This window comes from Bradyrhizobium sp. CB1717, from assembly GCF_029714325.1.
In the GTDB taxonomy this organism is placed as follows: domain Bacteria; phylum Pseudomonadota; class Alphaproteobacteria; order Rhizobiales; family Xanthobacteraceae; genus Bradyrhizobium.
In genome coordinates this window covers 8,731,553-8,743,613 of the sequence record NZ_CP121666.1, presented here as the reverse complement: position 1 = coordinate 8,743,613, position 12,061 = coordinate 8,731,553, and the positions used below count along the sequence as shown (strand labels likewise).

The window sequence follows — 12,061 nt, the reverse complement described above, 5'->3', positions numbered from 1 at the left end:
GACGCATGCGAGCCCGGCGCTCGCCTGGCTGTGGCTCGCGCTTGTTGCGAGCGGTCTCTACCACGGGATCAATCCGGGCATGGGATGGCCGCTCGCCGTTTCCGCCGGACTCCTGGAAAAGAGCCCGCGCGCGCTCTTCCGTGCATTGTGGGCCCTGGCGGCCGGGCATCTCCTGGCCACACTTCTCGTGCTGCTGCCATTCGCGTTCCTCCTCGTGCTGGCCGAATGGCAGCGTCCGATCCAGATCGGTGCGAGCCTGCTCGTCATCGGCTTCGGCGTCTATCGGCTGATCGACCGGCGCCATCCACGGTCGCTGGCACGAATTCCGCCAACGCAATTGGCGCTCTGGTCATTTGCCGTCGCCATTGCTCACGGCGCCGCCCTGATGCTCGTGCCGATCTATCTCGGGCTCTGCCAGGCCTTCGAGCTCGATGCCGGGCATGAGGCGGCAGGCGCGCTGATGAAGGCAAGCCTTTTGAAGTCAAGTTTCGGGATGGCGGTGCTGGTGTCCCTGGTTCACGTGACCGCCATGGTCGGCACCGGCGGGTGTCTGGCGTGGCTGGTCTACCGCTATCTGGGATTGAGGTTCGTTTCGCGAAGCTGGTTCAATCTGGATGCCATCTGGGCAACCAGCCTCATTCTGGTCGGCGCGGTGGCGCTCGCCTTCAATCTTGCGAGCTGGCGCTAAGCTCTACCGCGCCAATGCCCACTCGCCGATGATGCGGAAGCGCGCCTTGGCATCATCCTGCCTGAACAGCGCGAGGCGATCGATTGCCAGCGCATCGAGATCGAGCGTCGCAAACCTCGCGCGCAGCATCTCCAGGATCGGCCCGCGCCGCTCCGCATCCAGCCGCCCCGTCAGCGTCATGTGGAAGCGGAATTCTTCCATCACGTAAGGATAGCCCCAGCGATCGAGATAATCGCGCTGCCGTTCGCTGAGCTTCTCAGGTCTACGCCGCGCGCGATCTTCCGCGGTCAGCACGGTGCGAAAGGAATCGAATTCCCGAACGCAATCGGCGGCGAGTTGCTCGATCGCACCGACGGGCTCGGCCGGAATGACCGCAATGAAGCCGCTGATAGAATCGACGATGGGGCGGATCGTCGGGATCGTCCGTGCCTTGCCCGCGAACGCCGCGCAGGCCGTGACCAACTCCGCTTCGGTCCTGCCGGGCGCGAGCGCCATCGGCGCTTTCAGCGTGCCGTGAAAGCCGTATTTGCGGGGATCGGCGGTGATGTCGCGCCAGTCGGGCGCGACATGCCGTGCGTCGTGGGGAAACGGCAATTCGTCGCCGGTGTAGGCATCATAACCGAGCAGCTCGGCGCCGAAGCGGGAGAGGGCGCTGTTGCTGCCTGCGGCAAAATAGATCGCGTAACGGGGGGAATCGGTCATCGTCCGAGCATAACCGGTTTAGGCCGCAACGACAGCTTCGCGCGGCGTTGCCACCGCTGCGAGCAGCCGTGTCGCATCGGTAAGATGCACGAGCTTGCCGCCGGCGATCACCGCGATCAGCCGAGGCCGCAGCGGCATGCTGTCGTCGACCAGCAGAATGTCCGCGCGGTGTCCTTCCGCGAGCACGCCGCGATCGGTGAGGCCGGTCGCGCGGGCAGGACCGGCGGAGACCAGATTCCAGGCTTCGGTCAGCGGCAGGACGCCGTCGGCGGCGAGGCGGAATGCGGCGAGCAGCTGTGCGGGATAGTAGTAATCCGACGCCAGCACCGAGCAGAGCCCTTTTGCGATCATGTCGGACGCCTTGGTCCAGCCGGTGTGGCTGCCGCCGCGCACGACGTTGGGCGCGCCGTAGACAATGGCATCGCCGTGGCTTGCCGCTGCCCGCGCGGTCTCCTCGTTGATCGGAAACTCCGCGATGTCAGCGCCCAGCTCGCGAAACTCCTGGCGCATCGCCGGTGTCGCATCGTCGTGCGAGAGCATCCGCACCGCGGCGGTGCGGGCGGCCGAAGCCAGCCGTGACACAGAGGCCGGCACGTCAGCGGCGCGCGCCACCACGCGATCGACCAGCTTGTCAAAATCCTCGCTCGACAGCCCGGTGCGCTCCACCATGCGGTTGCGCTTGCGCGGCTTGGCCATGTCGGCCACGGTGCCGTCCATGTGGTCGTTGAAGGCGAACAGGTCGACGCGGCCCTCGCTGAGCCATTGCGCGATCTCGTCCTCCGCGTCGAGATTGTAGGTCTCGTGCCGCAGATGGAAGCGGGTGTCGGCGGCGAATTGCGGGCGCTGCCGCTCGATCGCCTCCATCAGGCCGCGCGCGTTGCCGACGCTGCGCAGGCCCGGCTCCCACGAGCAGGTCGTGGCGTGAAACACCGTGGTGATGCCGTTGCTGATCGCCTGGCGGTCGCTGTCGGCGAGCGCGACGTCGATCGGGAAGTCGACGCCGGCGCGCGGCATCATCTGCCGCTCGAAGGCATCGCCGTGCAGGTCGACGATGCCGGGTAGCACCAGCAGGTTGCGCGCATCGATCGCGAGCCGCGCGCGGCCGCGAGAGGCGTCGACCTCGGCAATATCGATACCAGAGACACTCAGGGAAGTTTCGACGATCTCGGCGCCGATCAGGGCCCGGCCGCCTTCAAGGAAAATGTCTGTCACGCGATTGCGCTTTTCTTGCTGCTGCGAGGGGAGCTTGTCCGTGCTTCATACGTGGCGAGGAAATCTTCAATCCCGAGCTTGCGGAAATGAGGCAGGGCTTCACGCAATTTGTCGTGATCCCAGTCCCACCAGGCGAGCCTTGCGAGCCGATCGGCGATCTCTTCCGAGAACCGCCGCCGCACGATCCGCGCCGGATTGCCGGCGACGATGGTGTAGGCCGGCACGTCCTTGGTGACGATGGCGCCGGCTGCGATCACCGCGCCGGTGCCGATGTTGCGGCCCGGCAGCACGATCGCGCCATGGCCGATCCAGACATCGTGGCCGATATGAACATGATGCTGGCGCCGCCAATCGAAGAACTCGGCATCGTCGCTCTCGCCTTCGAAATAGGCGCTGGAACGATAGGTGAAATGCGCCTGCGTCGCGCGGTGCATCGGATGATTGCCCGGGTTGATGCGCGTCATCGCTGCGATCGAGCAGAACTTTCCGATGGTCGTGTAGGTGATATGCGCGTCGTTCACGACATAGGAGTAATCACCCATCGTGACCTCGTGCAGGATGGTGCGCGCGCCGACCTCGGTGTAGGCGCCGAGCCTGGTCTCATGCAGCTTCGCGGACGCGTCGATGGTCGGTTGGACTGAGAGCACCTTGCCGGCCATGTTGCGTCCGAACGTTCGAGGGCGGGCGTTCCTCTTCGAGTGGCTTGATGACAACATCATGACGCAGCGATGACAGGGGATGAGGTGTGTAGGATCGCCGCAGCGCAACGTGCGTGTCACACAAGTGTCAAGCGTCGGCGTTAGCGGTTGGCTCCAGCTACTCTGGAGCTCCTGTATGCTGGTGGTTGAAGGTCTGACGTGCCGCTTTGGCGCAAAAGCCGCGGTGGACGACGCTTCGTTTCAAATCTCCCCCGGCGGATTCGTCGGTGTGATCGGACGTTCCGGCGCCGGCAAGTCGACGCTGCTCCGGACCATCAACCGCCTGGTGACGCCGACGCAGGGGCGCATCCTGTTCGACGGCACCGATGTCACCGCATTGCGCGGGAAGGAATTGCGGCAGTGGCGCGCCCGCTCGGCGATGATCTTCCAGCAGTTCAACCTGGTCGGCCGGCTCGACGTCCTCACCAACGTCCTGATGGGGCGCCTTGCGACGATGCCGGCCTGGCGCTCGCTGACGCAGACCTGGCCCGAGCAGGACAAGGCGCTGGCGATGTCGGCGCTCGAGCAGTTCGACATCGCCTCGCTCGCCGCCCAGCGCGCCGACCAGCTCTCCGGCGGCCAGCAGCAGCGCGTGGCGATCGCCCGCGCGCTGGTGCAACAGCCCGACATCATCCTCGCCGACGAGCCGATCGCCTCGCTCGACCCGCGCAACACCAAGATCGTGATGGATGCGCTGCTGCGCATCAACAAGCACTTCGGCATCACCGTGCTCTGCAACCTGCATTCGCTCGATCTGGCGCGCAGCTATTGCGACCGACTGATCGGCATGGCGGCGGGCCGCGTGGTGTTCGACGGCGCACCGGCCGCGCTGACCGACCACGTCGCGCGCGAGCTCTACGATCTCGAAGCCGCCGACGTCATGGGCGGCGCGCCTGCGCCGGTGCCCGAGGGCGTTCCGGCGCTCGGAACGGCGGCCGCCGCCTGAGCCGCGCCTGTTTGGTTTTCAGTTTTGCGTCAACCGACCCCAACCGATGAAGAGGGTATCATGATCACTCGTAGATTAATCCTTGCCGGCGCCGCCGCGCTCGCGTTCACGACCTCTGCCTCCGCGGACGACTGGAAAGCCAAATATCCCGAGCTGACCTTCGCGGTCGTCCCGGCCGAGAACGCCTCCGGCGTCACCGAGCGCTGGGCGCCGTTCATGAGCTATCTCTCCAAGGAATTGGGCGTGAAGGTCACGCTGCGCATCGCCAACGACTATGCTGCCGTCATCGAAGGCCAGCGCGCCGGCAACATTCACATCGCCAGCTACGGCTCGGCTTCGTTCGCCCGCGCCCGCCTGACCGGCGTCAAGACCGACGCCTTCGCCAACGATATCAACGCCGACGGCTCGACCGGCTATTATTCGGTGTTCTTCGTCAAGGCGAGCAGCGCCTACAAGAAGATCGACGACCTCAAGGGCAAGAACCTCGGCCTCGTCGATCCGAACTCGACGTCGGGCAACAACGTGCCGCGCTTCGAGCTCGACAAGATGGGCATCCCGGATGCCGACACCTATTTCAGCAAAGTCGTCTTCACCGGCAGCCACGAGAACGCGATGCTGGCGCTGGCGCAGGGCACGGTCGACGTCGCGGCCAACCAGTGGACCACCGACGACGATTCGACGCTGGCTCAGATGCTGACCAAGGGCATGCTGAAGAACGCCGACGGCTCGGCGATGAAGAAGGACGACTTCCGCATCATCCACAAGTCGGCACCGATCATCAACGGTCCCTACGCCTACAATGCCGACCTGCCGGATGATGCCAAGGCGGCCATCGCGAAGGCCTTCTTCGACGCGCCGGCGAAGGACAAGGCGGCGTTCGATCGCCTCCAGGACGGCCAGAAGAAGGGTTTTCATCACGCCACCACCAAGGACTGGGATGGCACGATCGATCTGATCAAGTTCGTCGACGCGCTGCGCAAGAAGAAGGCGTCCTGAGTTTTCGGGACGACGCCACTGGAGCCGGGTCGATGGACCCGGCTCTTTCTCTTTCTTGAACCACCACTCGCCTTGACCCAATGACCGTCGCGGTTTCCATCCTCCCCGAGCAGCAGCTTGCCGCGCTGAATGCCGCCTATCGCCAGGCGGTCGCGCGCAGGCGCCTCCGTCTCCTGGTGGGCGCCGCGATCTTTGCCGCAGCGCTGGTTCTCGCCGCGATCGGCGCAGAAGTGAATCTGCGCACGCTGTTCACCTATTTCGGCAACTTCGTCAGCTATTTCGACCGCATCCTCACGCTCGACAGCGGCCAGCGGGTCTGGACCGATGTCGGCGAGTGGCTGTGGGGCTGGCGCAAATGGCTGAAGATGCTGGGTGAGACGCTGCTCATCAGCTATGTCGGCACGCTGATCGGCGCGACCTTCGCCTTCGCCCTCAACTTCTTCGCGGCTGAAAACACCTCGCCGTCACCCTGGCTGCGCTTCACGGTGCGGCGCCTGCTCGAATTCGCCCGCACCGTCCCGGGCATCGTGTTCGCTCTGGTCTTCGTGATTGCCTTCGGCCTCGGGCCAATGGCGGGCGTGCTGGCGATTGCAATCCACTCCACCGGCGCACTGGGAAAATTGTTCTCGGAGATCGTCGAGAATGCCGACATGAAGCCGGTCGAGGGCATCCGCTCGACTGGAGCGAGCTGGCTCTCCTGCATGCGATTTGCCATCGTGCCGCAGGTGACTGCGGGCTATGCCAGCTACGCCCTGCTGCGCTTCGAGATCAATGTCCGCGAGGCCTCCGTGATGGGCTTCGTCGGCGCCGGCGGCATTGGCCAGGAGCTCGTCGTCGCCATCCGCAAGTTCTACTACTCCGACGTCAGTGCCATCCTGCTCACCATCATCGTCACCGTCTTCATCATCGACATCACCACCGGCTGGCTGCGCGGCCGCCTGTTCGGCAAGGAGGCGCGGACGTGACGCCGCAGGAGGTCGATACGCGCCAGATGCGCGCGCGCTACCCCGATGTGTTCGACCGGCCAGCCGCGGCGCGGCTCGCGATGCCGGCGATGATCGTCGCGGCGTTCGCAATCCTGATTTATGGTCTCGTCGATCTCGATTTCTCGCCGTCGCGCTTCTTCGCCGGCCTCAGCCAGCTCGGCTGGATCAGCCTGATGATGATCCCGCCGGATCCCGGCTCCTCGCTGCCGATCTACCTGAAGGCGCTGGGGGAGACGCTCTCGATCGCGCTGCTCGGCACCACGCTGGCGGCGGTGTTTGCACTGCCGGTGAGCCTGCTGGCGGCGCGCAACATCGTGCCGTCCAACATCCTGCGCTTCCCGATCCGCCGCTTTCTCGATTCGATCCGCGGCGTCGACACGCTGATCTGGGCGCTGGTCTGGATCAACGTCGTTGGGCTCGGCCCGTTCGCCGGCGTGCTCGCCATCGCCGTGTCGGATTTCGGAGCGTTCGGAAAACTGTTCTCGGAGGCGATCGAGGGCGCCGACCAGAAGCAGGTTGAAGGCATCCGCGCTTCCGGCGGCAGCCCGTTGCACGAGATCCGCTTCGGCCTGCTGCCGCAGGTCCTGCCCGTCATCGCCGGCCAGGTGCTCTATTTCATCGAATCCAACACGCGCTCGGCCACCATCATCGGCATCGTCGGCGCCGGCGGCATCGGCCTCCAGCTCGCCGAGCAGATCCGCGTGCTGGAATGGCAGAAGGTGTCGTTCCTGATCCTGATGATCCTGGTCGCCGTCGCCGCGATCGATTTCATCTCGGGCAAGCTGCGGTTTGCGATTATCGGGCGAAGGGCGGTCGCCTGATCAAAGGTGCCGTAGGGTGGGCAAAGCGAAGCGTGCCCACCACCTTTAACAATCGAGAAAGATCGTGGGCACGGCGCGAAGTGCGCCTTTGCCCACCCTACGATGCCGCGCTCTGCTTGCTTTCTTCCCTTCCCCCTTGTGGGAGAAGGTGGCGCGAAGCGCCGGATGAGGGGTATGTCTCCCCAGATTCAGATCAGCGTTTGCGGAAACATACCCCTCACCCGTCTCGCCGCTATCGCGGCGAGCCACCCTCTCCCACAAGGGGGAGAGGGGAAGAAATGCGCGTATCGCGAAACGCTCACCCGTTCTCCACCAGGAACTCCACGCGTTCCGCGGCGAAGCGCGAATGCTTCGTCACCAGCGGCTTGCCGGCGAGATCGTGGTCGGTGGCGTCGACCACCAGGATCGGCCGCCCCAGCGGCAGGTCGAGACGTGCGGCGTCGGTGGCATCGACGATGCCGGCGGTGATCCGGGTCGCGCCGCGGCGATAGTCGCTGATCCCGTAATGCTCGAGCATCTTCGTCATCGATCGTGTCGCCGCGAACACCTCGCCTGCGCCCGGAAACAATTCGGCTGACAGCCACGTCGTGGAGACGCAGATCGGCGTGCGGTCGGCGAGCCGGATCGCCTCGATCCGCACCAGGGGCGCGCCGGTCTTCAACCCCAGCTCCCGCGCCAGCTCACGCGTCGCGACATCATTGGTCGCCTCGATCAGCCGGCCATGCGGCTCGCGGCCATCGGCGCCGACGATCTCGGAGAAGCGCGTGCGCGAGCGCAAGGGATAAGCGAGCTTCTGCGCCTCGACATAGGTTCCGCTGCCGCGCTCGGCCCGCACCAGACCGCGCTCGGCAAGGGCTGCCAGCGCGCGGCGCACGGTGTGGCGGTTCACGCGATAGGTTTCGGCGATTTCCATCTCGCCCGGCAGCTTGTCGCCGGCCGCAAAGCGGCCGTCGGCGATGCCGCGCTCGATGCCGTCGGCGACGAGGCGCCACAGCGCGACGCCCGAAGAGGCTGTGTCCTGCATGCTCATGTTGTCGGTCAAGCTAGCCCAGAAATCACACCTTTGTCACGAAACAGTCATGGCGCTCTCGTATGAAGTTGTCTATTATCATAGACAACTTCAATTCGGCAAGTTCTGTCAAAAGCTCGGTGGATCAGGTGACCCAGCACAATACCCAGCAAGCCCAGCGCAAGGCCGCCATGGCCGTGCTGGCGCACGCGGAGGCGGGCGAGATCGCCGCTCGCCTCCGCGATCTCACTCTGCCGGCTCATCAGGATCTGCGTGCGCCGGAGAACGGTCTCGTGATGCTGCGTGGCCGGGTCGGCGGCGACGGTGCGCCGTTCAACCTCGGCGAGGCCACGGTGTCGCGCGCGGCGGTGCGGCTTGCGAGCGGCGAAGTCGGTTTCGGCTACACGCTCGGGCGCAACAGTGAAAAGGCGCGGCTGATTGCGCTGTGCGATGCGCTGGTGCAGTCCCGCGATTTCGGCGGGCTGGTGGAGCGCGACGTTATCGCGCCGTTGCGCGAGCAGCTTATGGTCAGGCGGACGCGAGCGGCGGAAGAGACCGCCGCGACGAAGGTTGATTTCTACACCATGGTGCGCGGTGAGGGGTGAGATCATGACCACGATTGCGGAACTGCCGCCGGGTTTCGCCGACAAGGTACTGTCGGCGCAATCGACCTTTCGCTCGGTCATGGACGCGATGGCGCGGCCGGGCTCGGTCCAGCGCATCGTGCCGATGGCGGGCGCGCCCGGCGTGATGATGCGGGGCACCGCGGCGATCGCGCTGACGCTGTTCGACCACGACACGCCGCTCTGGCTCGACGCGCGGATGGCGGAAAGCTCCGACGTGACCAAGTGGCTGAAGTTCCACACCGGCGCGCCGGTCGTGCAGGATTCATCGGTCGCTTCATTTGCGCTCATCAGCGACGGCGGTGCGCTGCCCTCGCTCGAGCGCTTCGCGATCGGCACGAGCGAGTATCCGGACCGCTCGACCACGGCGATCATCCAGGTCGACAGCCTGAACTCCGGGCGCAGCTTCGAGCTGCGCGGCCCCGGCATCGACGGGGTGGCGGCGCTGCAGGCGTCGATCAAGCCTTTCGACCTGTTCGAGCGCCTGCGTATGAACGAAGCGCTGTTTCCGCGTGGCATCGACGTGGTGCTGGTCGCCGATGACGCCGTGGTCGCGATCCCGCGCACCACACGCGTCGTGAGCAAGGGAAGCTAGAAGCATGTATGTCGCAGTCAAAGGCGGCGAACGCGCCATCGAGAACGCCCATCGCCTGCTCGCACATAAGCGGCGCGGCGATCAGGGCGTTGCGGAAGTCACGCTCGACCAGATCTCGGAGCAGCTTGAGCTTGCCGTCGACCGCGTCATGAGCGAGGGCTCGCTCTATGACCGCGAGCTTGCGGCGCTCGCGATCAAGCAGGCGCGCGGCGATTTGATCGAGGCGATCTTCCTGGTCCGCGCCTTCCGTGCCACGCTGCCGCGATTCGGCACCAGCGAGCCGGTCGACACCGGCGCCATGCGGGTGCAGCGCCGGGTGTCGGCGACCTTCAAGGACATTCCCGGCGGCCAGATCTTAGGTCCGACCTTCGACTACACGCACCGCCTGCTCGATCCCTCGCTGGCCGAAGGTTTTGTGCCGGAGGTGCCGGCGGCGGCTGAAGCCTCCACCGCGCCGACACCGCGCGTCACCGATATTCTCGGCCGCGACGGGCTGATCGAATCCTCGCCGGAGGCAGAGGAGGGCGCCGCCGTCGGCGATCTCACCCGCGAGCCGCTGAATTTTCCGGCCGACCGCGACCTGCGCCTGCAAAACCTTGCGCGCGGTGACGAAGGCTTTCTGCTCGCGATGGGCTATTCCACCCAGCGCGGCTACGGCCGCAACCATCCCTTTGTCGGCGAGATCCGCTTCGGCGAGGTCGAGGTCGAATTCGCGGCCGAGGACGTCGGCTTCGCCGTGCCGCTCGGCGCGATCGAGCTCACCGAGTGCCAGATGGTCAACCAGTTCAAGGGTTCTGCGACGGAAGCGCCGTGCTTCACCCGCGGCTATGGCCTCGCCTTCGGCCAGAGCGAGCGCAAGACCATGTCGATGGCGCTGGTCGATCGCGCGCTGCGCGCCCGTGAGCTCGGCGAAGAGGCGCTTGCCCCGGCGCAAGACGAGGAATTCGTGATGTCGCATTCCGATAACGTCCAGGCGACCGGCTTCGTCGAGCATCTGAAGCTGCCTCACTATGTCGACTTCCAGTCCGAACTCGGCCTGCTGCGCAAGCTGCGTCAGGAGTTTGCCGATGCCAACGCGCCCGACGCCATGAAGGAGGCCGCGGAATGAACGCGCCCGCCTACAACTTCGCCTATCTCGACGAGCAGACCAAGCGGATGATCCGCCGCGCGATCCTGAAAGCGATCGCGATCCCCGGCTATCAGGTGCCGTTTGCCAGCCGCGAAATGCCGATGCCCTATGGATGGGGCACCGGCGGCGTGCAGGTCACGGCCGCGATCCTCGGTCCGCAGGACGTGCTGAAGGTGATCGATCAGGGTTCGGACGACACCACCAACGCGATCTCGATCCGCAAATTCTTCGCCAAGACCGCGGGCGTTGCGACGACGACGGCAACGGACGAGGCAACGGTGATCCAGACCCGTCACCGCATCCCGGAGACGGCGCTGCACGCGAACCAGGTGCTGGTCTACCAGGTGCCGATCCCGGAGCCGTTGCGCTTCCTCGAGCCGCGCGAGACCGAGACGCGGCGCATGCACGCGCTCGCCGAATACGGCCTGATGCATGTGAAGCTCTACGAGGACATCGCCCGCTTCGGCCACATCGCCACCGCCTACGCCTATCCGGTCAAGGTCAACGCGCGCTACGTGATGGACCCGTCGCCGACGCCGAAATTCGACAATCCCAAGATGGACAATTCTCCGGCGCTGCAATTGTTCGGCGCCGGCCGCGAGAAGCGCATCTATGCGATCCCGCCTTACACGCAGGTGGTGTCGCTCGATTTCGAGGATCACCCGTTCGAGCCCTACCGCTTCAATGCGCCCTGCGCGCTGTGCGGCGCGGAGAATTCCTACCTCGACGAGATCGTCACCGACGACAAGGGCGGGCGCATGTTCGTCTGCTCCGACACCGATTATTGCGAGGGACGTCAGGCCGCCGGCCATCACGGCAGCCTCAGCGCCGCGCCCTACAAGGAGAAGGCGGGCTCACATGGTTGATCTCGATACGTCCGACAACGACCAGCCGCTGCTGGTCGCCGAATCCTTGAGCAAGTCGTTCGGCCGCATCGCCGCCTGCCGCGACGTGTCGTTCTCGCTCTATCCCGGCGAGGTGCTTGCGATCGTCGGCGAATCCGGCTCGGGCAAGTCGACGTTGCTGCAAATGCTGTCGGGCCAGCTTGCGCCGAGCGCAGGCCATGTCTCGTATCGCATGCGCGACGGCGTCACCCGCGACCTCGCGACGCTGGGCGAGGCCGAGCGACGCTTCCTGTTCCGCACCGATTGGGGCTTTGTGCATCAGGATCCCGCGCAGGGCCTGCGCATGGCGGTCTCTGCCGGCGCCAATGTCGGCGAGCGGCTGATGGCGGTCGGCTGGAATCATTACGGCCGCATCCGCGACACCGCCTCCGACTGGCTCACCCGCGTCGAGATCGATACCGCGCGCATCGACGATGCGCCGCGCACCTATTCCGGCGGCATGCGCCAGCGCCTCCAGATCGCACGTAACCTCGTCACCCAGCCGCGGCTGGTGTTCATGGACGAGCCGACCGGCGGCCTTGACGTATCGGTACAGGCCCGTCTGCTCGACCTCTTGCGCAGCCTCGTCGCCGAGCTGAACCTCGCCGTCGTCATCGTCACCCACGATCTCGCGGTGGCGCGCCTCTTGTCGCACCGCGTGATGGTGATGAAAGGCGGCCGCGTCATCGAGACCGGTCTCACCGATCAGGTGCTCGACGATCCGCGCGAGCCGTATACGCAACTCCTCGTCTCCTCGATTCTGCCGCCATGA

The 12,061-nt window shown here is 65.6% G+C and carries 14 protein-coding genes; 10 read left to right on the top strand and 4 right to left on the bottom strand.

The window, feature by feature from the left end:
* The first annotated feature begins 79 nt into the window (after window positions 1-79).
* Window positions 80-688, top strand: coding sequence for a hypothetical protein (locus QA649_RS40695; RefSeq protein ID WP_283026211.1), 609 nt, complete (start codon window positions 80-82; stop codon window positions 686-688).
* Between the two features lie 3 nt (window positions 689-691).
* On the opposite strand, the gene QA649_RS40690 is transcribed toward QA649_RS40695, so the two are convergent.
* Genes QA649_RS40690 through QA649_RS40680 form a run of 3 tightly spaced genes read right to left on the bottom strand, consistent with a single transcriptional unit; the run spans window position 692 to window position 3,261 of the window.
* On the bottom strand, window positions 692-1,390 hold the full coding sequence (locus QA649_RS40690; RefSeq protein WP_283022063.1) for a DUF1045 domain-containing protein: 699 nt from the start codon (window positions 1,388-1,390) through the stop codon (window positions 692-694).
* Between the two features lie 18 nt (window positions 1,391-1,408).
* Complete coding sequence (locus QA649_RS40685; RefSeq protein WP_283022062.1) at window positions 1,409-2,602, bottom strand: alpha-D-ribose 1-methylphosphonate 5-triphosphate diphosphatase; 1,194 nt, start codon at window positions 2,600-2,602, stop codon at window positions 1,409-1,411.
* A complete protein-coding gene (locus tag QA649_RS40680) occupies window positions 2,599-3,261 on the bottom strand; it encodes a chloramphenicol acetyltransferase (protein WP_283022061.1) in 663 nt (220 codons plus the stop codon). Before QA649_RS40680 ends, QA649_RS40685 begins: the two co-directional genes overlap by 4 nt.
* Window positions 3,262-3,436: 175 nt before the next feature.
* On the opposite strand from QA649_RS40680, the gene phnC reads away from it, so the two are divergent.
* The 4 genes from phnC to phnE (QA649_RS40660) all read left to right on the top strand — a co-directional run bounded on the left by phnC (window position 3,437) and on the right by phnE (QA649_RS40660) (window position 7,049).
* Entirely contained in the window at window positions 3,437-4,246 is an 810-nt protein-coding gene (phnC, locus tag QA649_RS40675; RefSeq protein ID WP_283022060.1) for a phosphonate ABC transporter ATP-binding protein, read from the top strand.
* 60 nt (window positions 4,247-4,306) lie between these two features.
* Entirely contained in the window at window positions 4,307-5,242 is a 936-nt protein-coding gene (phnD, locus tag QA649_RS40670) for a phosphonate ABC transporter substrate-binding protein (RefSeq protein ID WP_283022059.1), read from the top strand.
* Between the two features lie 80 nt (window positions 5,243-5,322).
* Window positions 5,323-6,207: a phosphonate ABC transporter, permease protein PhnE gene (phnE, locus tag QA649_RS40665; protein ID WP_018646365.1), complete on the top strand. Its 885-nt coding sequence runs from the start codon at window positions 5,323-5,325 to the stop codon at window positions 6,205-6,207.
* Between the two features lie 26 nt (window positions 6,208-6,233).
* Window positions 6,234-7,049: a phosphonate ABC transporter, permease protein PhnE gene (gene phnE / locus QA649_RS40660; protein ID WP_283026210.1), complete on the top strand. Its 816-nt coding sequence runs from the start codon at window positions 6,234-6,236 to the stop codon at window positions 7,047-7,049.
* Window positions 7,050-7,347: 298 nt separating this feature from the next.
* Here the strand turns inward: phnE (QA649_RS40660) and phnF are convergent, their stop codons facing one another.
* Window positions 7,348-8,079: a phosphonate metabolism transcriptional regulator PhnF gene (phnF, locus tag QA649_RS40655; protein ID WP_283022058.1), complete on the bottom strand. Its 732-nt coding sequence runs from the start codon at window positions 8,077-8,079 to the stop codon at window positions 7,348-7,350.
* A 119-nt stretch (window positions 8,080-8,198) separates the two neighbouring features.
* Here phnF and phnG point away from each other — a divergent pair, with 119 nt between their 5' ends.
* From phnG to phnK, 5 genes are read left to right on the top strand one after another with little or no spacing between them, the layout of a single operon-like run.
* Complete coding sequence (gene phnG / locus QA649_RS40650) at window positions 8,199-8,663, top strand: phosphonate C-P lyase system protein PhnG (RefSeq protein WP_283022057.1); 465 nt, start codon at window positions 8,199-8,201, stop codon at window positions 8,661-8,663.
* Window positions 8,664-8,667: 4 nt separating this feature from the next.
* A complete protein-coding gene (phnH, locus tag QA649_RS40645) occupies window positions 8,668-9,276 on the top strand; it encodes a phosphonate C-P lyase system protein PhnH (RefSeq protein WP_283022056.1) in 609 nt (202 codons plus the stop codon).
* A gap of 4 nt (window positions 9,277-9,280) precedes the next feature.
* A complete protein-coding gene (locus QA649_RS40640) occupies window positions 9,281-10,384 on the top strand; it encodes a carbon-phosphorus lyase complex subunit PhnI (RefSeq protein WP_283022055.1) in 1,104 nt (367 codons plus the stop codon).
* Window positions 10,381-11,271, top strand: coding sequence for an alpha-D-ribose 1-methylphosphonate 5-phosphate C-P-lyase PhnJ (locus QA649_RS40635; RefSeq protein ID WP_283022054.1), 891 nt, complete (start codon window positions 10,381-10,383; stop codon window positions 11,269-11,271). The genes QA649_RS40640 and QA649_RS40635 overlap by 4 nt, the downstream gene beginning before the upstream one ends.
* Window positions 11,264-12,061: a phosphonate C-P lyase system protein PhnK gene (gene phnK, locus QA649_RS40630; protein ID WP_283022053.1), complete on the top strand. Its 798-nt coding sequence runs from the start codon at window positions 11,264-11,266 to the stop codon at window positions 12,059-12,061. Before QA649_RS40635 ends, phnK begins: the two co-directional genes overlap by 8 nt.

Coding starts and splice junctions, on each gene's coding strand:
- QA649_RS40695 (WP_283026211.1), top strand. CDS start 80: ATGGGATGGCCGCTCGCCGTTTCCGCCGGACTCCTGGAAAAGAGCCCG.
- QA649_RS40690 (WP_283022063.1), bottom strand. CDS start 1,390: ATGACCGATTCCCCCCGTTACGCGATCTATTTTGCCGCAGGCAGCAAC.
- QA649_RS40680 (WP_283022061.1), bottom strand. CDS start 3,261: ATGGCCGGCAAGGTGCTCTCAGTCCAACCGACCATCGACGCGTCCGCG.
- phnC (WP_283022060.1), top strand. CDS start 3,437: ATGCTGGTGGTTGAAGGTCTGACGTGCCGCTTTGGCGCAAAAGCCGCG.
- phnD (WP_283022059.1), top strand. CDS start 4,307: ATGATCACTCGTAGATTAATCCTTGCCGGCGCCGCCGCGCTCGCGTTC.
- phnE (WP_018646365.1), top strand. CDS start 5,323: ATGACCGTCGCGGTTTCCATCCTCCCCGAGCAGCAGCTTGCCGCGCTG.
- phnE (WP_283026210.1), top strand. CDS start 6,234: ATGCGCGCGCGCTACCCCGATGTGTTCGACCGGCCAGCCGCGGCGCGG.
- phnF (WP_283022058.1), bottom strand. CDS start 8,079: ATGAGCATGCAGGACACAGCCTCTTCGGGCGTCGCGCTGTGGCGCCTC.
- phnH (WP_283022056.1), top strand. CDS start 8,668: ATGACCACGATTGCGGAACTGCCGCCGGGTTTCGCCGACAAGGTACTG.
- QA649_RS40640 (WP_283022055.1), top strand. CDS start 9,281: ATGTATGTCGCAGTCAAAGGCGGCGAACGCGCCATCGAGAACGCCCAT.
- QA649_RS40635 (WP_283022054.1), top strand. CDS start 10,381: ATGAACGCGCCCGCCTACAACTTCGCCTATCTCGACGAGCAGACCAAG.
- phnK (WP_283022053.1), top strand. CDS start 11,264: ATGGTTGATCTCGATACGTCCGACAACGACCAGCCGCTGCTGGTCGCC.